This is a genomic window from Pseudoduganella sp. GW821-FHT05F09, from assembly GCF_059419605.1.
The window spans coordinates 578,874-597,190 of the sequence record NZ_JBWKSD010000005.1; the positions used below are offsets into that span (position 1 = coordinate 578,874).

General features: G+C 65.2%; 16 protein-coding genes. 9 read left to right on the forward strand and 7 right to left on the reverse strand.

What is annotated here, in order from left to right:
* Positions 1-4 precede the first annotated feature (4 nt).
* Positions 5-2,002 (reverse strand): dipeptidyl-peptidase 5, encoded by a 1,998-nt coding sequence (locus tag AC07S4_RS19545; protein ID WP_494988218.1) that lies wholly within the window; start codon positions 2,000-2,002, stop codon positions 5-7.
* Positions 2,003-2,116: 114 nt separating this feature from the next.
* On the opposite strand from AC07S4_RS19545, the gene hemE reads away from it, so the two are divergent.
* Together hemE and AC07S4_RS19555 are read left to right on the forward strand one after the other, a co-directional pair.
* A complete protein-coding gene (gene hemE, locus AC07S4_RS19550; RefSeq protein WP_494988219.1) occupies positions 2,117-3,193 on the forward strand; it encodes a uroporphyrinogen decarboxylase in 1,077 nt (358 codons plus the stop codon).
* A 785-nt stretch (positions 3,194-3,978) separates the two neighbouring features.
* Positions 3,979-6,021 (forward strand): primosomal protein N', encoded by a 2,043-nt coding sequence (locus AC07S4_RS19555; RefSeq protein WP_494988220.1) that lies wholly within the window; start codon positions 3,979-3,981, stop codon positions 6,019-6,021.
* Between the two features lie 62 nt (positions 6,022-6,083).
* Here AC07S4_RS19555 and AC07S4_RS19560 read toward each other — a convergent pair whose 3' ends face one another.
* On the reverse strand, positions 6,084-6,977 hold the full coding sequence (locus tag AC07S4_RS19560) for an ArgP/LysG family DNA-binding transcriptional regulator (RefSeq protein WP_494988221.1): 894 nt from the start codon (positions 6,975-6,977) through the stop codon (positions 6,084-6,086).
* A gap of 113 nt (positions 6,978-7,090) precedes the next feature.
* Here AC07S4_RS19560 and AC07S4_RS19565 point away from each other — a divergent pair, with 113 nt between their 5' ends.
* Entirely contained in the window at positions 7,091-8,533 is a 1,443-nt protein-coding gene (locus AC07S4_RS19565) for a dihydrolipoyl dehydrogenase (protein ID WP_494988222.1), read from the forward strand.
* A gap of 52 nt (positions 8,534-8,585) precedes the next feature.
* On the forward strand, positions 8,586-9,725 hold the full coding sequence (locus tag AC07S4_RS19570) for an HD-GYP domain-containing protein (RefSeq protein ID WP_494988223.1): 1,140 nt from the start codon (positions 8,586-8,588) through the stop codon (positions 9,723-9,725).
* A gap of 3 nt (positions 9,726-9,728) precedes the next feature.
* Here AC07S4_RS19570 and AC07S4_RS19575 read toward each other — a convergent pair whose 3' ends face one another.
* Positions 9,729-10,211, reverse strand: a complete 483-nt coding sequence (locus AC07S4_RS19575) for an SRPBCC family protein (RefSeq protein WP_494988224.1) — start codon at positions 10,209-10,211, stop codon at positions 9,729-9,731.
* Positions 10,212-10,325: 114 nt separating this feature from the next.
* Here AC07S4_RS19575 and AC07S4_RS19580 point away from each other — a divergent pair, with 114 nt between their 5' ends.
* Both AC07S4_RS19580 and AC07S4_RS19585 read left to right on the forward strand, forming a co-directional pair.
* A complete protein-coding gene (locus AC07S4_RS19580; protein WP_494988225.1) occupies positions 10,326-12,401 on the forward strand; it encodes a UvrD-helicase domain-containing protein in 2,076 nt (691 codons plus the stop codon).
* A 15-nt stretch (positions 12,402-12,416) separates the two neighbouring features.
* Entirely contained in the window at positions 12,417-12,647 is a 231-nt protein-coding gene (locus tag AC07S4_RS19585) for a SlyX family protein (protein WP_494988226.1), read from the forward strand.
* Here the strand turns inward: AC07S4_RS19585 and AC07S4_RS19590 are convergent.
* Positions 12,622-14,052, reverse strand: coding sequence for a GMC family oxidoreductase N-terminal domain-containing protein (locus AC07S4_RS19590; protein ID WP_494988227.1), 1,431 nt, complete (start codon positions 14,050-14,052; stop codon positions 12,622-12,624). The two genes, AC07S4_RS19585 and AC07S4_RS19590, sit on opposite strands and share 26 nt — an antisense overlap.
* Before the next feature lie 113 nt (positions 14,053-14,165).
* Between AC07S4_RS19590 and AC07S4_RS19595 the strand changes: the two genes are divergently transcribed.
* Complete coding sequence (locus AC07S4_RS19595; protein WP_494988228.1) at positions 14,166-14,744, forward strand: NnrU family protein; 579 nt, start codon at positions 14,166-14,168, stop codon at positions 14,742-14,744.
* An 18-nt stretch (positions 14,745-14,762) separates the two neighbouring features.
* Here AC07S4_RS19595 and AC07S4_RS19600 read toward each other — a convergent pair whose 3' ends face one another.
* Positions 14,763-16,016, reverse strand: coding sequence for a TonB family protein (locus tag AC07S4_RS19600; RefSeq protein WP_494988229.1), 1,254 nt, complete (start codon positions 16,014-16,016; stop codon positions 14,763-14,765).
* Between the two features lie 139 nt (positions 16,017-16,155).
* Between AC07S4_RS19600 and AC07S4_RS19605 the strand changes: the two genes are divergently transcribed.
* Positions 16,156-16,653, forward strand: coding sequence for a hypothetical protein (locus tag AC07S4_RS19605; RefSeq protein WP_494988230.1), 498 nt, complete (start codon positions 16,156-16,158; stop codon positions 16,651-16,653).
* A gap of 71 nt (positions 16,654-16,724) precedes the next feature.
* Here AC07S4_RS19605 and AC07S4_RS19610 read toward each other — a convergent pair whose 3' ends face one another.
* A complete protein-coding gene (locus AC07S4_RS19610; RefSeq protein WP_494988231.1) occupies positions 16,725-16,937 on the reverse strand; it encodes a VF530 family protein in 213 nt (70 codons plus the stop codon).
* Positions 16,938-17,094: 157 nt separating this feature from the next.
* Here AC07S4_RS19610 and AC07S4_RS19615 point away from each other — a divergent pair, with 157 nt between their 5' ends.
* On the forward strand, positions 17,095-17,670 hold the full coding sequence (locus tag AC07S4_RS19615; RefSeq protein WP_494988232.1) for a TMEM175 family protein: 576 nt from the start codon (positions 17,095-17,097) through the stop codon (positions 17,668-17,670).
* Positions 17,671-17,680: 10 nt separating this feature from the next.
* Here the strand turns inward: AC07S4_RS19615 and AC07S4_RS19620 are convergent, their stop codons facing one another.
* Positions 17,681-18,295 (reverse strand): NADPH-dependent F420 reductase, encoded by a 615-nt coding sequence (locus AC07S4_RS19620; RefSeq protein ID WP_494988233.1) that lies wholly within the window; start codon positions 18,293-18,295, stop codon positions 17,681-17,683.
* Positions 18,296-18,317: the final 22 nt, after the last annotated feature.

Sequence of the window (18,317 nt, forward strand, 5' to 3'; positions counted from 1 at the left end):
TGCTTTACAGGTTGTGGATCTCGACCGCGGCTTGCGCCCCGGCCGTCGGCAGGCCGAACATGCGCTGGTAGAAGTACAGCTCCGCCTCCAGCGTGCGCACGATGTTCTCGGCCTTGCGGAAGCCGTGGCCTTCGCCCTCCAGCGGCACATAGGCCACCGGCACGCCGCGCTGCTTGAGCGCCTGCACCATGGCTTCGGACTGCTGCGGCGGCACCACCTTGTCGTCCAGGCCCTGGAAGAAGATCATGGGGCGCGCCAGGCGGTCCGTGTGGTTGATGGGCGAGCGCGCCTGGTACAAGGCTTCGGCCTGCGGCGCGGCGGCGATCAGGTATTCGTTGTAGTGCGACTCGAATTTGTGCGAGTCCTGGTCCAGGCCCTTCAGGTCGGACACGCCGTAGTAGCTGGCGCCAAGCTTGAAGACGTCGTGGAAGGTGAGGGCGCACAAGGTCGTCAGGCCGCCGGCGCTGCCGCCACGGATGATGAGGCGTTCGCCGTCCGCCATGCCGTGTTCGGCAAGGTACTGCGCGCCGGCGATGCAGTCCTCCACGTCGACCACGCCCCATTGGCCCTTGAGGGCGTCGCGGTAGGCGCGGCCGAAGCCGGTGCTGCCGCCGTAGTTCACGTCCAGCACGCCGAAGCCGCGGCTGGTCCAGTACTGCGTGGCCAGCTTGAGGGTGTTGACCGTCATGCCGGTGGGGCCGCCGTGGCTGATGACGATGACGGGCGGCTTGCTGCCCTCCGATGCCTGCGCGTCCTTGTTGGCGGGCGGGTAGAAGAAGGCGTGCGAGGTGCGCCCTCCCGCGCTGGCGTAGCTGATGCTCAGCGGGACCGACAGATAGCCGAGGTCCGGCGTGTCCGCAATCGAATGCGCCAGCACTTCCAGCTCGCCGCTGCACAGGTCGATGCGCGCCAGCTCCAGCGGGATGGTGGGGCTGCCGCCCAGCAGCGCAATGAAGCCCGCGCCGGCGGCGCCGCCGGCTTTCAGTTCGCGGATTTCCTCGTAAGGGTTGGCGATGGCCGCCAGTTCGCCGCTGGCGATATCCAGCCGCGCCAGCCGGCTCACGCCCTTGTCTATATAGGTGCAGACGATTTCCCCGGCGCTGGCGAAGCCATACATCGAATTGCCGAAGGTCCAGTGCGGCGTGGCGAATTCCGCCTCCATGGGGCAGATGGGCGCCGCCCCGGCGTCGCCGCCGCCATTGTGGCGGTACAGATTCCAGTAGCCGCTGCGGTCGGATACGAAATACAGGCGGCCGTCCGGCGCCCATTCAGGCTGGCACACCGATTCGTCCGCGCCGCCGGCCACCAGCAGGGGCGTGCCCAGCGTGCCGTCGGCCAGCACGGAGGCCAGCCACAGCTCGGTGCCCTGCCACGGCATGCGCGGATGGTCCCAGGTCAGCCAGGCCAGCATGCCGCCGTCCGGCGACAGGCGCGGCGAGGAATAGAAATCGTGGCCAGCAGCCAGCACGGTCTCGGCGCCGTCCGCGGCGCTGCCCGGCAGGCCGACGGCGCACAGCGTGTTGACAGGCTGCGCGTGCGGCAAGCCAGGGGAGTCGGCATCATCCGGATGCTGCTCGCGCACCGCGATCAGGCGCGCGTGCGCCGCGTCCACCACGAAATCGGCGAAACGCTGGCGGCCCGGCGCGGTGAACGGCGAGGCATCGCCCTCCCCGCTGCGGCAATACAGCCGGTTGTCCGCAAAATGCGAAAAATAAACGGTATCGCCATGCACGGCGTAGGCGCCGCCGCCGTATTCATGCACGCGGCTGCGCACATTCAGCGGCAGCGGCGTGACTTCGCCGGTGCGTCCGCCGTGGCGGCGCTGCAAGGTCTGGCGTCCCGCCTCGCTGGCGCGGCCCGCCAGCCAATACAGATCGCCGTCCGCGCCCAGGGCCAGAGAAGACAGCGGCGTGGCGCCGGCCGCCACCAGGGCGGCGCTGATCGGGGAGGCCCAGGCGCCGAATGGCGCCGGGCTGGCAGGGGACTGCGGCGTGGTGGACATAGCTTTGCTCCGTAAATATCTGCCGAATGATACAGACAGCCGTAAGGGCATGCGCAAAAAAGGCGGCAGGGGATGCGATAATAGCCCCTTTCCTCCGCCTTTTGATTGCATTCCATGCCACAATTCGCCCCCCTGAAGAACGACACCTTCCTGCGCGCGCTGCTGCGCCAGCCGACCGAGTACACGCCCGTGTGGCTGATGCGCCAGGCCGGGCGATATCTGCCGGAATACCGCGCCACGCGCGCCAAGGGCGGCTCCTTCATGGGCCTGGCCACCAATCCCGACCTGGCCACCGAGGTCACGCTGCAGCCGATCGACCGCTACCCGCTGGACGCGGCCATCCTGTTCTCGGACATCCTGACCGTGCCGGACGCCATGGGCCTGGGCCTGCACTTCGTGGAAAACGAAGGCCCGAAATTCGAGCGCCCGCTGAAAACCGAAGCGGACGTGCTGGCCCTGCGCGCCCCGGAACCGGGTTCGCTGGACTACGTGTTCAAGGCCGTGACCCAGATCCGCACCGAGCTGAACGGCCGCGTGCCGCTGATCGGCTTCTCCGGCAGCCCGTGGACGCTGGCCTGCTACATGGTGGAAGGCCAGGGTTCGCGCGAGTTCCACACCATTAAGAAGATGCTGTACGGCCGTCCCGACCTGATGCACCGCATCCTGGACATCAACGCCGTGTCGGTGGCCGACTACCTGAACGCCCAGATCGACGCCGGCGCGCAGGCCGTGATGGTGTTCGATTCCTGGGGCGGCGCGTTGGCCGACGGCGCCTTCCAGGAATTCTCGCTGCACTATATGCGCAAAGTGGTGTCCCTGCTGAAACGCGAAAAAGACGGCGTGAAGATTCCCGCCATCGTCTTCACCAAGGGCGGCGGCCACTGGGCCGAGGAAATCGCCGCCATAGGCGCCGACGCCATCGGCCTGGACTGGACCGCCAACCTGAGCAAGATACGCGCCCTGGTAGGCGATAAAGTGGCTCTGCAGGGCAATCTGGACCCCGCCATCCTGTTCGCCAGCCCGGAACAGATCCGCGCCGAGGTGGTCAAGGTGCTGGACGCCTACGGCAAGCACGACACCGGCCACGTCTTCAACCTGGGCCACGGCATCTCCCAGTTCACCCCGCCGGAGTCGGTCGCGGCCATGGTCGATGCTGTACATGCGCATAGCCGCACGCTGCGCGCAGCCTGATGTAGTCTGGGGACAAAGGGCGCGTTTCCTCGGAAGCGCGCCCTTTTTTCTTGTCTGCACGCATTACGGCAGACCGACTTATGCACAATTTTTTTTGCTGCGGAAATAACAGGCAGCGATTTTTCGCTAGCCCGGAGCAAGCTTCCAAGTGGTTGATTAAAAAGACTTTATTTTTCACCTGCCAGACAGGCCGTGGGGCATAAGTAAACTTTATCCCAAGGTGAAAGTGGTCTTATTGCTGCATTCTCCACAAAGTTATCCACAAAAACTGTGGATAAAAACGAAAAGTACTTAGTAAACCGTGACTTAGTCACATTGCTAAGATTTCTGTTGAAGAAATGTTGCAGCGCACGATATTCAGTGGGCTTTTTCTTGCAACAAAGACATTGCGTTTTGACAAAATGAGGCATGGCAGAATGTGTAGAATGCGCCGGTCGCCAGGCGCGGCTTGCATGCTGTACCGCAGCAGCCGCCCGGTGGCCTGACCGATCCGCAAAAACCACTTGATTTCAACAGAAAATCCGGCCCTAAATACTTCACTTATGCACAGCAAGGGGAAAAGTGGTATGGTTTTTCGTCCCTCTGGGAGGGGTTTTGTAAGTGATTGATTTTAAAGAGTAAAAAAACCACTACTTGGGATACCGCAAGAGGATTTCCGGCAGGGGTTATCGGTTTCCTGAAATTAAGTATCCGTTGTTCACAAAGTTATCCACAAACAAGTGGATAATTATTTTGGCCCGAAAAGCCGAGCATTTTCGGGCCATTTTTGACCTAAATAGGACCAGATGGCGCAGTGCATACTGAAAATCGCGCTCGACACCCCGTTGAACGCAGTCTTCGACTACCGCTGGCAGTATGCGGACGGCGGCGCGGACGGCGGGGACGGCGCGCGCCCGCAAGTCGGCCAGCTGGCGCTGGTGCCGTTTGCGCGCCGTGAAGTGATGGGGCTGATCGTCGGCCTGGCCGAGCACAGCGACGTGCCGGTGGAGAAACTGAAGGACGCGCTGGCCGTGCGCCACCAGCTCGCGCCCCTGTCCGCCCAATGGCTGGCGCTGGCCGGCTTCGCGGCCGACTATTACCAGCGCCCGCTGGGCGAAGTGGCGCTGCCCGGCCTGCCGAAAAACCTGCGCGTGCTAACCACGGTGGCGCTGGACCGCGCCATCAAGAAACTGGGCAAGCTGGAAGACAGCCACGACCACACCCCGTTGAACATGCCCCAGCTCAACCCCGAGCAGCAGACTGCGGCCGACTTCATCGGCGGCGCGCAGGGCTACCAGCCGGCGCTGCTGTACGGCGTGACCGGCAGCGGCAAGACCGAGGTCTACCTGCAGGCCTGCGCCCAGGTGCTGGAGCGCGAACCGCAGGGCCAGATCCTGATCATGGTGCCGGAGATCAACCTCACGCCCCAGCTGGAAGGCAATATCCGCGCGCGCTTCCCGGGCGTGATGCTGGCCACCTTGCACAGCAGCCTGTCCGAAGGCGAGCGCATGCTGCACTGGCTGGCCGCGCACCAGGGCCAGGCCCGCATCGTGCTGGGCACGCGGCTGGCCATCCTGTCCTCGCTGCCGAAGCTGAAGCTGATCGTCATCGACGAAGAGCACGACCCCTCCTACAAGCAGCAGGAAGGCCTGCGCTACTCGGCGCGCGACCTGGCCGTGTGGCGCGCCTGGCAGCTGAAGATCCCCATCGTGCTTGGCTCGGCCACGCCCTCGCTGGAAAGCTGGCACCACGCCCAGGGCGGGCGCTACAAGCTGCTGGAGCTGCGCGAACGGGCCGTGAAGGCCGCCGTGCTGCCGGCGGTCAAGCTGGTCGACATGGAACGCGACAAGCCGCGCGACGGCCTCACCAGCGCCCTGGTGGCCGCGCTCAAGCTGCGCATGGAGCGCGGCGAGCAGTCGCTGCTGTTCCTGAACCGGCGCGGCTACGCGCCCGTGATCTGCTGCGAATCGTGCGGCTGGATCAGCGACTGCACCCGCTGCACCTCCTTCATGGTGCTGCACAAGCCCGAGCACCGGCTGCGCTGCCACCATTGCAGCCTGGAGATGCGCATCCCGCACCACTGCCCCACCTGCGGCAACGTCGATCTGCAGCCGGTCGGGCGCGGCACGCAGCGGGTGGAAGAGGGCCTGCAGGCGCTGTTCCCCGAGGCGCGCATCCTGCGCATCGACGCCGACAGCACGCGCAAGAAGGGCAGCGCGCAGGAAGCGTTCGACACCGTGCACCGGGGCGAGGTCGACATCCTGATCGGCACCCAGATGGTGGCCAAGGGGCACGACTTCAAAAAGCTCACCCTGGTCGGCATCATGAACCCGGACACGGCGCTGTTCTCGCAGGACTATCGCGCCAGCGAGCGCCTGTTCGCGCAGCTGATGCAGGTGGCGGGACGTGCCGGGCGCGCGGCCCAGACCGAAGGCGGCAGCGCGGCCGAAGTGCTGATACAGACCCGCTACACCCAGCACCCGCTGTACTCGGCGGTGGTGAACCACGACTACGACCATTTCGCCTCGGCCTTGCTGGACGAGCGCAAGCAGGCCGGGCTGCCGCCGTATCTGTTCCAGGCCCTGCTGCGGGCCGAAGCGGCCGAGCTGGCGACGGCCATCGAGTTCCTCGACATCGCGCGCGGCTGCGTGCTACACCCCGGCATCACCATCAACGACCCGATCCCGATGACGATGACGCGCATCCACAACGTCGACCGCGCCCAGCTGCTGGTGGAATCGCCCTCGCGGCCCAATCTGCAGCTGTTCCTGAAAGAATGGATGGACGCCCTGCGCAGCCTCAAAACGCGCGTCAAATGGTCGCTCGAAGTCGACCCCCTCGACATCTAGCAGCCTGAGCCGCATTCGGGGTCAGACCCCGAATGCGGCTCAGGCTGCTTGTAGGGGGAGGATTAGGGTTGTAGGAGGTAGCGCCGGGCGCTGGAGATGATTTGCTCGGACAGGGCGCGCGTGAACGGCGTGTCGAGGTTCCAGGCGTGCCAGTCGAGCGGGACGTCGAGCACGTGGCCGGGGGCGACGTCGACCAGGCGCTCGCTGTCGATGGCGCCGGCGGCGTGCAGCTGCGGCAGCAGGCCGTAGGCCAGGCCGCCGTAGATGCATTCGTAGAGCGCCGGCGAGACCGGCAGCGTGTGGTGCGGGAAACTGCCCTGCTCGCCCACCGCGCCGGCCAGGAAGCGCGCCATGGCGGCCCGTTCGCTGACCACCGCCGGCGCCAGCTGCACCGCTTCGGCCGAGAAGCCGTCGCCGAACCAGTGCCCGGCGAAGGCCGGCGTGGCCACGCACAGGTAGCGCATCACGCCCAGCGGCACGGTGGCGGGGCCGTTCAGGCCGGCCGGCGCTGCCCCCCTGGCGGCCACGGCGCCGAACACGCTGCCTTCCTGCACCATGTGCAGCGCCTGCTCGCGCCCGGCCTGGCGCACGTCGAGCTGGCAGCGCGGCGGCGTCAGCAGCGGCGGCAGGGCCAGCGGAAACCAGGTGGCCAGGCTGGCGGCGTCCACCGCGAGCGAAATTTCCGGCATGCTGACCCGGTTGCCCAGGTCGATGTCCAGCGACGCTTCCATCAGCCGCACGTTGCGGTGGTGGGAAATCAGGCGCTGCCCCAGGCCGGTGGGCACGCAGGGCACGCCGCGCACCACCAGCAGGCGGCCGCTGCTGTCCTCCAGCGCCTTGATGCGCTGCGACACGGCGGACTGGCTGATGCCCAGCGCGCTCGCGGCTTTTTCAAAGCTGCCGTGGCTGGCCACGGCGTCCAGTACGGCCAGCGCCTTGTAATCCAGATTTCCCATAAGTGTGGCTTATAAAAATCTAAAATGATAAGCAATACTAATGCGTTTCCGGCATTCATGCTTTAAATTTCGCAACAGAGTAGTATTTCTGAATGTGAATATTGGAGAAGGCAATGAAGATCGTAAAGACGGACGTGGCGGTGATCGGCGCCGGCAGTGCCGGGCTGACCGCCTACCGCGCCGCGCGCGCCGGCGGCAAGCGGGCGGTGCTGATCGAGAGCGGGCCTTACGGCACCACTTGCGCCCGGGTGGGCTGCATGCCCAGCAAGCTGCTGATCGCGGCGGCCGAGGCGGCCCACGCGCTGGCCGCCGCGCCCGCCTTTGGCGTGCATCCGGGCCAGGTCCGCGTCGATGGCCAGGCCGTGATGGCGCGCGTGCGCAGCGAACGCGACCGTTTTGTCGGCTTCGTGCTGGAGGGCATGGAGCATATCCCCGGGGAGGACAAGCTGCACGGCCACGCCCGCTTCACCGGCCCGCGCGAGCTGCAGGTGGACGAGCACACGGTGGTGCAGGCCGAGCGCATCGTCATCGCCACCGGCTCCAGCCCCATGGTGCCGCAGGAGTGGCAGCTGGCCGGCCCGCGCGTGATCACCAGCGACGCGGTGTTCGACTGGACCGGTTTGCCCGGCTCGGTGGCGGTGGTGGGCAGCGGCGTGATCGGCCTGGAGCTGGGCCAGGCGCTGCACCGGCTGGGCGTGCGCGTGGCCCTGTACGCGCGCGGCGGCAGCGTGGCGCAGCTGGGCGATCCGCAGGTGCTGGCCGAGGCCGCCCGCGTGCTGGGCGCCGAGCTCGACATCCGCTTCCAGACCCAGGTGGCGCATATCCAGCCGGACGGCGAGCAGCTGGTGCTCACCAGCCGCGACGCCGCCGGCCAGGAACGCCAGGAGCGCTATGACTACGTGCTGTCGGCCATCGGCCGCAAGCCGAATGTGCACGCGCTGAACCTGGAGCTGGCGCAGATTGCGCTGGACCGGCGCGGCATTCCGCTGTACGACCGCCACACCATGCAGTGCGGCAGCAGCGCCATCTTTATCGCCGGCGATGCGGACGACGAGCTGCCGCTGCTGGGCGAGGCGGCCGACCAGGGCAAGATCGCCGGCGCCAACGCGGCGCGCTTCCCGGCCGTGCAGCCCGGCCTGCGCCGCACGCCGCTGACGGTGGCCTTCTGCGAGCCGCAGATCGCCACCCTGGGCGCGGGCTACCAGGCCTTGTGCGCCAGCCACAGCGGCCGTTTCGCGGTCGGCATGGTGTCCTTCAGCAACCAGGGGCGCAGCCGCGTGATGCTGCAGAACCACGGCATGCTGCGCGTGTACGGCGAGTTCGGCAGCGGCCGCTTCCTGGGCGCCGAAATGATAGGCCCGCGCGCCGAGCACCTCGGCCATCTGCTGGCCTGGGCCTGCCAGGCCGGGCTGACGGTGGACGCCATGCTGGACATGCCCTTCTACCATCCGGTGGTGGAGGAGGGCGTGCGCACCGCGCTGCGCGACCTGGCCCAGCAGCTGGCCAAGGAGCCGCCCTCGCCCCAGCCCTGCCCGGACTGCACGCCGGGCACCTGAGTGTGCTGTGCTTGATCTTACTTGACGTAGGGCAACAATGTAGAATGCGCGCATGAAGATACGGAAGATCAGTCCCGGCGAACTCCACGTTGGCCAGCTGCTGCCCTGGGATGTGTACGGGGACGGCGGCGGCTTGCTGGCGCGCAAAGGGCACTTGATCGCCGACAGCGGCCAGCTCGACAGCCTGGCCGAGCGCGGCGTGGTCGAGGACTGGAGCGAAGCGCTGCCGCAGTCGCGCGCGCCGCAGTCGGTGGCGCGCCTGCTGGGCGGGGCGCAGCTGGAACTGCAGGCTGTGCTGCAGCAGATCGCCACCGGTGTGCCCTTTGGCAATGCGCAACGCATGCTGGAGGATATCGCCGGCCTGGTCACGGCGGCGGTGCAGCTGAACGCCGACGTGGCGGTGGCCTGCATCCTGCATGGCCAGTCCGGCGTGCCGTATGCGGTGCGCCACTGCGTGGACACGGCGGTGGTGGCGCAGCTGCTGGCGCTGGCGCTCAAGAAGCCGGACCAGGACATCCAGACCATCACGCTGGCGGCGCTGACCATGAACGTGGGCATGCTGGCCGCGCACGACCGGCTGCAGATGTTCAACGGCCCGCTGAGCGAGGACGACCACCGCCTGGTGCAAGCCCATCCGCAAGCGGGCGTGGTGCTGCTGCGCCAGGCCGGCATCAGCCACCCGGGCTGGCTGGCTTGCGTGCTGGCCCACCACGAGAACGAGGACGGCAGCGGCTATCCGGGCGGCAAGGCCGGTGCCTATGTGCCGGAGTCGGCCAAGCTGCTGGCGCTGGCCGACCGCTATTGCGCCCGCCTGGCGCGGCGCCGCTACCGGCCGGGCATGACGCCCAACGCGGCCCTGCGCGACCTGCTGCTGGAGGCGCGCAACACCCTGGACGGCCTGCTGCCGGCGGTGCTGATACGCGAACTGGGGATTTATCCTATCGGCACCTGCGTGCGCCTGCTGAACGGCGAAGTGGGCGTGGTCATGCGCAAGGGGCTCAATTCCACCTCGCCGTGGGTGGCCTCGCTGCTGGGGCCGGGCCCGGCTGGCGCGCCGCTGGCGCCGCCGGTGCAGCGCGACACGCGCAACGAACTCAACGCCATCCGCGAAGTGCTGCAGCTAGACGAGCTGGACCGCTTGGGACTGGCGTTCCGCATGGAACAGGTGTGGGGCCGCGCGGCGGCCCTGTAGCGCTTAGTTGAGCAGCGAGTCGAGCCGGCCCTGCTCGGCCAGGCTGCGCAGCACGCTGATGGTGTCGATGTCCGAGGCCTGGTAGGCCGACTTGCGGAACTCGTCGTACATGGCGTTGGCCTGGTCGGTGGCCGCGTCGTGGCCGTCGTCGTACTCGAAGCGCACCCACAGCGTGCCCGGCTCCGGCGTTTCTATGGTCATGGTCAGGCTGGAGGCGCTGATGTCTTGCTGCGGAGCCACTTCGTAGCGCACGCGGCGCATGGGCTCGAGCAGCACCTTGTCGGCGATCACCAGGTCGCCGTAGCGCAGCGTGCGCTTGAAGCTGTGCTCGCGGCGGTCCTCGATCTGGCAGTCATCCAGGTGCGGCACGAAGAGCTTGGGCGATTCGGCGCGCAGCACCAGGCCGCGCCACAGCTGTTCGTGGCTGAGTTCGTCGATCAGCGGGTTCAGCGGATCGTTGATTTCAATCAGATGTTCAAATTTCATGATGCTGCCTAAAAAGGTAAGGGACCAGTGACACTATATTCTGCCGCAGCCTGAATTATCAATGCTTGCGCTGCTACAATGATCGGCTTGTTTTGCCCCTCCCGCCTGGAAATCATGTCTAACGCACCACAGTTCGGTCTCAATGCTCCGCAAAGCGAAGCCGTGCTCTACCTGGACGGCCCCTGCCTGGTGCTGGCCGGCGCGGGCTCGGGAAAAACGCGCGTCATCACGCAGAAAATCACCCACCTGATCGAGGACCGGGGCTACGATCCGCGCACCATCGCCGCGCTGACCTTCACCAACAAGGCCGCGCTGGAGATGCAGGAACGGGTCGGCAAGCTGCTCAAGCAGCCGCGCCAGGCCAAGCTGCTGACGGTGTCCACCTTCCACTCGCTGGGCGTGAAAATCCTGCGCCAGGAGGCCAACCATCTCGGCCTGAAGGACCGCTTCTCCATCATGGACAGCGATGACTGCTACGCGCTGGTGCAGGACCTGGCCATCACCACCGACAAGCACATTATCCGCGGCATCCAGAACGATATTTCGTTGTGGAAAAATGGCCTGGTCGAGCCCGCGCACGCGCTGCGCGACGCCAAGGACGAGGACGAGGCGCAGTCGGCGCGCATCTACGCCAGCTATGTGTCCACGCTGGCGGCCTACCAGGCGGTGGACTTCGACGACCTGATACGCCTGCCGGTGGAGCTGTTCCGCGACAACGGCGCGGTGCGCGACAAATGGCAGCGCCGCCTGCGCTATCTGCTGGTGGACGAGTACCAGGACACCAACACCTGCCAGTACGAGCTGGTCAAGCTGATGGTGACGGGCATAGGCAAGAAGCCCATGTTCACCGCCGTGGGCGACGACGACCAGGCCATCTACGCCTGGCGCGGCGCCACGGTGGAAAACCTGGCCAACCTGAAGGTGGACTTCCCGGACCTCAAGCTGATCAAGCTGGAGCAGAACTACCGCTCCACCACCCGCATCCTGCAGGCCGCCAACGCGGTGATCGGCAACAATCCCAAGCTGTTCGAGAAGTCGCTGTGGTCCGAGCACGGCCTGGGCGAGCCCATCAAGGTGCACGCCATGCCGAACGACGAGCAGGAGGCCGAGCAGGTGGCCATCATGATCTCGGCCGACCATTTCGAGCGCAAGAACCAGTGGACCGATTACGCCATCCTGTACCGTGGCAACCACCAGGCCCGCATCATCGAGCAGGCGCTGCGCAACCAGCGCATCCCGTACACGATTTCGGGCGGGCAGAGTTTCTTCGACAAGGCCGAGATCAAGGACATCATTGCCTACCTGCGCCTGCTGGCCAACCAGGACGACGACCCGGCCTTTATCCGCGCCGTGACCACGCCGCGCCGGGGCATAGGCCAGTCCACGCTGGAGGTGCTGGGCGCTTTCTCGGGCCAGTGGCAGTGCTCGCTGTTCGAGGCGGTGTTCAAGGGCGGCATCGAGGCCAAGCTGCCGGACCGCCAGCTGCTGCCGCTGCGCGAGTTCTGCAACTTCATCAACAACCTGGAAGCGCGCGCCAGCCGCCCCGGCGCGGCCGGCTCCGGCGACAACGCGGCCCAGGTGCTGGACGACCTGATGGAAGCCATCCACTACGAGTCCTACCTGTACGACAGCTTCGAGGAGCGCGCCGCGCAGGGCAAGTTCCAGAACGTGATGGAATTCGTCAACTGGCTGAAGGACCGTGGCCGGGGCGGCAAGGACCGCGACGGCGAGGAAAAGAACGTGCTGGAGCTGACGCAGATGGTGGCGCTGATGTCCATGCTCGAGGGCAAGGACGAGGAGCCGGACGCGATCCGCATGTCCACCCTGCACGCGTCGAAAGGGCTGGAGTATCCGCACGTGTTCCTGGTCGGCTGCGAAGAGGGCATCCTGCCGCACAAGGGCGATCCGGACGCGCCGGTGGAAACGCTGGCGCAGCGCATCGAGGAAGAGCGGCGCCTGATGTACGTGGGCATCACGCGCGCCAAGCGCACGCTGCAGATCACCTGGTGCAAGAAGCGCAAGCGCGCCGGCGAGCAGGTGCATTGCGACCAGTCGCGCTTCATCAAGGAGATGGAGCTGGACGTGGGCGACGCCGTGCCCAAGGAATCCGAAATCATCAGCCCGCGCGAGCGCCTGGCGCGCATGAAGGAACTGCTGGCCGCGCCCCGGCCGAATCCGAACGGCGGCTGAGCGCCGGGCGGTACAATGCTGCTTTACCGCCGGGAGTATGCAGTGAGCACAGAAGACCGTTTTGTCGATATAGAAATCAAGATCGCCCACCAGGAAGACATGGTGGAGTCGCTGAACCAGCGCATCTACGAGCAGCAGAAGCAGATCGACAAGCTGGAGCAGATGCTGCACGCGCTGGCGCAGCACGTGCGCGACAATCCGCAGGGCGGGCAGGGTCCGCTCAACGAGCGTCCGCCGCACTACTGACCGGATTGCCGGGGCCGCTGCCGCCGCCGTGGGCCGGGCCGGATGCGGCGATCAGCATCGGCATGCCTTGCTGGCGTGCCGCCGTGGCCGCCGCAAGCGATGCCGACGCCCCGCCCGCGATATGCGCGCCGAGGCGCTGGCCCAGGCACAGCAATGTGAGCGTGGGCGGCAAGCCCCACGGCCCCGGTATCACCGACGCGTCGCACACATACAGGCCCGGTGTGCCGGTCTGCAAATCGCTGTCCACGCCTTCGCCGATGCGCACGCTGCCGCCGGGATGGGCGGCGAAATGCCGGCTGCGGAACACCTGCTTGGCGCCCGCCGCCGCCAGGATGCCGCGCGCCATCTTCTCGCCCTGATCCAGCTTGCTGCGGTCCGCCTGCTGCAGCCGCTTGTCGACCCAGTGCGGCCCGATGGCGCCGCCGATCCCGTCGCGTATCTTCACCATGATGCTCAGCGTGCGCGCGTGCGCCCCCATGCGGCCGAAGCGGCCCGCCTGGAGAGCGAAGGCCTGGTACATGGGCTTGGGCAGGGTCAGGTCGGCCAGCGCAATGCCCTCGCCGTGCAGCTGCAGGCCCGCCGCCATCGGCACTTCGGCGCCGGGGTGCGGCGCGTCCAGGTCGTCCACGCCGCCCATCACGGCCACCACCGGGTCGCTGAAGAAGGGTGCGCAGCGCGGCGCCAGCCCCGAGCTGTGCAGCAGGCGCGGGCTGCCGATGCCGCCGGCCGCCAGCACCACCGTATCGGCCAGCAAGGTGCGCAGCTCGCCGTCCACCACCGCCTCCACGCCGTCCGCGCGGCCGCCGCGCAGCAGCACGCGCGTCACGCGTGCGTCGGCCGCCAGCACGGCGCCGTTCGCGCAGGCCTGGTCGAGAAAATCGCGCGCGGTCCACTTGGCGCCGTAGGGGCAGCCGTACACGCAACGCCAGCAGCCGCTGCGGCAGATCTGCGGCCGTATCATCTTGTCCAGCTTGTGCCAGTCCAGGCCCAGCGAGCGCGCCGCCTGCATGATGCGCGCGGCCATGGGGCCGACCAGGTTGTCCGGCAGCGGCGCCAGCGGCAGCTCGGCGCGCAAGGCCGCCAGCTGCGGCTCCAGGTCGATGCCGTGCGCGGCGAACATGGCCTGCGGCGGCGGCGCGGCCGTGGCGAAATTGATGGCCGAGCTGCCGCCCGCCACCAGTCCGCGCACCAGCAGCGAAGCGTCGCCGTGGATGAAGGCGCCCTTGCCGGGGATGGCGGCAATGGCCGCCATCTGGCCCAGCGTTCCCGTCAGCGGCGCGGCGCTGCCCTGTTCCAGCACCAGCACGCGCATGCCGCGCAGCGCCATGGCGCGCGCCACGCTGGCGCCGCCGGGGCCGCTGCCTGCCACGATGGCGTCGTACCGGATGGGGGATGAGTTGGCCATGCAATGATGGTAGCACGCTGCCTGCCTGCTATTTCAAGCAGTTTCGCCGCTTGCAGGTTGCTGCTTTGGCCATTTTGATCTATCGTCAAGCCAATTCAATCTGGAGCGACGCGATGACTATTCTGGTGCTGGGTTTGCTGATTTTCCTGGGTGTGCACTCGGTGCGCATCGTGGCCGACCCATGGCGCAGCGCCATGCGCGCGCGGCTGGGCGAGAACGCGTGGAAGGGCATGTATTCGGTGCTGGCGCTGGCGGGCTTTGCGCTGCTGGTGTGGGGCTACGGCCAGGCGCGCCAGACGCCCACCGTGCTGTGGACGCCGCCCACGGGCATGCGCCACCTGGCCGCGCTGCTGGTGCTGATCGCCTTCATCTTCCTGGCCGCCGCCTACGTGCCGCGCAACGGCATCAAGGCCAGGCTGCACCACCCCATGCTGCTGGGCGTAAAAACCTGGGCGCTGGCGCACCTGCTGGCCAACGGCACCGTGGCGGACGTGCTGCTGTTCGGCGGCTTCCTGGTCTGGGCCATCGTCTGCTTCGCCTCCTCCCGCCGCCGCGACCGCGCCGCCGGCACCGTCTACCCGCCGGGCACCGCATCCGGCACCGCTATCACGGTGGCGGCCGGCATCCTCGCCTGGGCCGCCTTCGCCTTCTGGCTGCACGGCCCCCTGATCGGCGTGCGCCCGTTTGGCTAGCTGAGGTAGCTGGGGCGGTTAGTCGCCAAAGATATAGTTGGGCGCGCTGCTGTTATCGAGCCACTGGCTTGCCACTGAACTGCCAAGCGCCGAGGCTTTGCGCAGCCACATCTGGCCTTGTTCGAGATCCACAACCGAGTGCCTCCCCCGGGTGAGCATGTATCCCATCACAGCCATTGCCTGGATATTCCCGCCTGCCGCTGCGCGTTGCAGGAAGCCCCAGCCATCTGATGTACTTTGCGGCACGCCCTTGCCTGCAATATACAACTCACCAAGTATCACCTCAGCCTCGGGATAGCGCTTTTGTGCAGCCTTTCCGATCCAAAGTACAGCCTGAGGCAAGTTCTTTTCAACACCTTTGCCGCGCAAGTACATTAAGCCCAGGTGCGTTTGAGCGGCAGGAATGTCGGCTTCCGCCGCCTTGCGGTATAAGGCGGCGGCTTTGGCATGGTTATGTTCAACGCCATTTCCGTTCTCGTAGCAGATCCCTAATTTGCCCTCCGCTTCATGATCACCTTGGTCTGCGGCCTTGCTGTACCATTCCGCTGCGAGGGCAGCATTGCGTGCGACGCCTTCGCCGTTCTCGTAAAAGCCAGCCAACTTGAATTGGGCTTTGACATGGCCTAGTTCGGCGGCACTTTGATACTGGGCAAGCGCGTGTTCGGGATTTCTTTGTACTCCCGCGCCATAGGTCAAGCTGTTCGCGAGTTCATATTGGGCATCAGGTTGTCCACGTTCCGCAGCCAGTTGAAACATCTTGGTCGCATATTGCTGGTCCATGGGCAGCCCGTCCATACCGCGATAAAGCATGCCCAATTTATATAAGGCCGCCATATCCCCTTTCAGCGCAGCAGTGCGATAGGCGTCCGCCTGGGCCAAGGCTATTTGCGTTTGTTCCTGCGTCTCTATAGTCCACACATACTGCAGTTGCGTCCAGGCGCCTACCGCTATGCCATTGACTCTTGCCGGGTGAAATTCGCAACGCTCGATGCCGTGTTGCGCCGCTTCGTCTAACAAGGTCACGCCGCTTGACTTGACGATCATCGAATCCTTGACTTTGCCCTCTTCGCTGATCAGGAAAGATAGCACCACGGTGCCGGTTTGCTCGTTGCGTAGAGCTTCTTTTGGCCATTCGGGCTTTTGGCAGCTATTGAAATTTGCGATCGGGCGCGTGTTTCGTTCTTCGCTGGCTAAAGTGCTGCTCGCGCTGGCCAGCATAAGCAAGCCTAATGCGGGGGCAAGAATTTTTGGAAGGCGAATTTTCGGTGTCATCACGGCGCTATGAGGGAATGGTGGATCCAAGTCTATGTGGATAAATTGGCGGTGTCGAGTTGCGTGCCCGAACAAGTTGAATCACAATGCGTCTGCATGCGAGTAGCCGCATCATTACGAAGCCATTTATGGAGCTTGGATGAAAAAAATCAGTGCTCTTCTGTTGATGCTTGCGTTTTTCGTGTGTTCAGCAGAAGCACATCAAGACCGCATACTGCACATTGCAGCGGATGGTTCGATAAGGGATGTTCCTGCTGAGTTTGGCAAAGTCCAGTTGACTGTGGATGGGCTCGGCTCAGTAAAGCCGCTGGTCAAGTTGAGGATTGGCGCACATGAGACTACCCTGCCAGCTTGTGTTGCAAGAACGATTCGCGCTGTGAAACCGGCACAAATTCAGGCGTATGCTTCGTGGTATCACGATGAGAAGCCGTCCTTGCCATACTATTTGAATATACGGATTTTTCATCCTGGCTATGACCCGAAGCGGAGCTACAACTCCAGCCATGAATTCCTCTTCAATTTGCATAACGCCAAGCTCATTCATGCTAAAGAATTTGAAGCCGAATTGTCAGGAAACGGCGGACGATATAGAGGGTTAAAATTGCCCGTTGGGTGCGATCTCGATATCAATAATTGATTGGACAGTGCAAGACGGTTGGAAACCAAGGAAACCTTGGTTGGCACTGCGGGTATCGGAAGGCGCTCTCTCTAATCGGTGAATTTGGTCTCGAGGTACAGCTGTTCGACCTGATCCCGCGCCCATGGGGTCCGACGCAGAAATTTCAGGCTCGACTTGATGCTCGGCTCGTTAGAGAAACAGTTGAGGTCGATTCGGCGGGCCAGCCCGCTCCAGCCGTAATGGGAAACCAGCCGGGTCAGTACCGATTCCAGAGTAATACCGTGTAATGCCTGAGAACTCATTGCGCAACGCTTTCTTGGGGTGTTTGGGAAATTTTACACGAACCGGCATACTGGCAGAGCTTGCGCACCCTGTTACAAGAGCGGCTGGCTCTGGGGCCTGGCAGCGTAGTGCACAATTTGATGATACACACAGGATTTCATAACTGACAGGCGAAGTATGGGCAAAGGCAGGCTGGAAGCATTTAGCGATGGCGTGATCGCCATCATCATCACCATCATGGTGCTGGAACTGAAGGTGCCGCATGGGGCGACGTGGGACACGCTGCTGCCGCTGGCGCCGGTGATGCTGAGCTATGTGCTGAGCTTTGTCTACGTGGGCATCTACTGGAACAACCACCACCACATGATGCACGCCGTCAGCAAGGTGAATGGCAGCGTGCTGTGGGCCAATCTGCATCTGCTGTTCTGGCTGTCGCTGATTCCCTTCGTCACCGGCTGGATGGGCGAGAACCATTTCAGCGCCATCCCGGCCGCCATCTACGGCGTGGTGCTCACCATGAGCGCGCTGGCCTATATGCTGCTGGAGAAAGTGCTGATCAGGCTGCACGGCGCCAACTCGGCGCTGGCGCTGGCGGTGGGCAAGGAGCGCAAGCTGTGGCTGTCGGTCGCCATCTATGTGCTGGGTATCGCCGTCGCTGCGCTGCACCCGTGGCTGAGCGTGAGCCTGTATGTGGCGGTCGCGGTCTTGTGGTTCATTCCGGACCGCCGCATCGAAACCAGGCTCGCGGGCTAAACCTCGCGCTTCAGCCCAGCTTGACGAGGTTGAGGGCCGGCAGCGGGCCGCCGGGGAATTGCTGCAGCGCGCCGCCCACTTCCAGGCCGCCCAGGTCGATGCCGGCAAACTGCATGCGTTCGCTCAGTTGCAGCACCACGGCCTTGGCCTCGGCATCGTCGCCCGACACCCACACCACGCGGCGGCCGCCGCCTTCGCGCGGGTCGCTGGCCAGCACTTGCGACAGCAGCGTGTTGTAGGCCTTGACCACGCGCGCGCCCTGGGCCCAGCCGCTCAGCACCTGGGTCGAATTGCGGCCGCCCAGCTCGGCCTTGCGGAAGCCGGGCATCAGCACCGGGTTGGTGGCGTCGATCAGGATGCGGCCTGCCAGGTTCAGGCCGCGCAGCACGCTTTCCGCCGCGCCCCAGCCCACGCTCAGGAACACCACATCGGCTTCGGCGGCTTGTTGCACGGTGCCGGCGCGGGCGCGCTCGCCCAGCTGCCTGGCGGCGTCCGCCAGCGTTTCGGGACCACGGCTGTTGCTCAGGATGACGTTGATGCCGGCGGCTGTCAGCTGCTTGGCAAAGGCCAGGCCTATCGAGCCGGCGCCGATGATGCCGACGGTGTTCACGGTGGAAGTGCTCATTTTCGTTTCCTTCTCAGTTGGT

Coding starts and splice junctions, on each gene's coding strand:
- AC07S4_RS19545 (WP_494988218.1), bottom strand. CDS start 2,002: ATGTCCACCACGCCGCAGTCCCCTGCCAGCCCGGCGCCATTCGGCGCC.
- hemE (WP_494988219.1), top strand. CDS start 2,117: ATGCCACAATTCGCCCCCCTGAAGAACGACACCTTCCTGCGCGCGCTG.
- AC07S4_RS19555 (WP_494988220.1), top strand. CDS start 3,979: ATGGCGCAGTGCATACTGAAAATCGCGCTCGACACCCCGTTGAACGCA.
- AC07S4_RS19560 (WP_494988221.1), bottom strand. CDS start 6,977: ATGGGAAATCTGGATTACAAGGCGCTGGCCGTACTGGACGCCGTGGCC.
- AC07S4_RS19565 (WP_494988222.1), top strand. CDS start 7,091: ATGAAGATCGTAAAGACGGACGTGGCGGTGATCGGCGCCGGCAGTGCC.
- AC07S4_RS19570 (WP_494988223.1), top strand. CDS start 8,586: ATGAAGATACGGAAGATCAGTCCCGGCGAACTCCACGTTGGCCAGCTG.
- AC07S4_RS19575 (WP_494988224.1), bottom strand. CDS start 10,211: ATGAAATTTGAACATCTGATTGAAATCAACGATCCGCTGAACCCGCTG.
- AC07S4_RS19580 (WP_494988225.1), top strand. CDS start 10,326: ATGTCTAACGCACCACAGTTCGGTCTCAATGCTCCGCAAAGCGAAGCC.
- AC07S4_RS19585 (WP_494988226.1), top strand. CDS start 12,417: ATGCTGCTTTACCGCCGGGAGTATGCAGTGAGCACAGAAGACCGTTTT.
- AC07S4_RS19590 (WP_494988227.1), bottom strand. CDS start 14,052: ATGGCCAACTCATCCCCCATCCGGTACGACGCCATCGTGGCAGGCAGC.
- AC07S4_RS19595 (WP_494988228.1), top strand. CDS start 14,166: ATGACTATTCTGGTGCTGGGTTTGCTGATTTTCCTGGGTGTGCACTCG.
- AC07S4_RS19600 (WP_494988229.1), bottom strand. CDS start 16,016: ATGACACCGAAAATTCGCCTTCCAAAAATTCTTGCCCCCGCATTAGGC.
- AC07S4_RS19605 (WP_494988230.1), top strand. CDS start 16,156: ATGAAAAAAATCAGTGCTCTTCTGTTGATGCTTGCGTTTTTCGTGTGT.
- AC07S4_RS19610 (WP_494988231.1), bottom strand. CDS start 16,937: ATGAGTTCTCAGGCATTACACGGTATTACTCTGGAATCGGTACTGACC.
- AC07S4_RS19615 (WP_494988232.1), top strand. CDS start 17,095: ATGGGCAAAGGCAGGCTGGAAGCATTTAGCGATGGCGTGATCGCCATC.
- AC07S4_RS19620 (WP_494988233.1), bottom strand. CDS start 18,295: ATGAGCACTTCCACCGTGAACACCGTCGGCATCATCGGCGCCGGCTCG.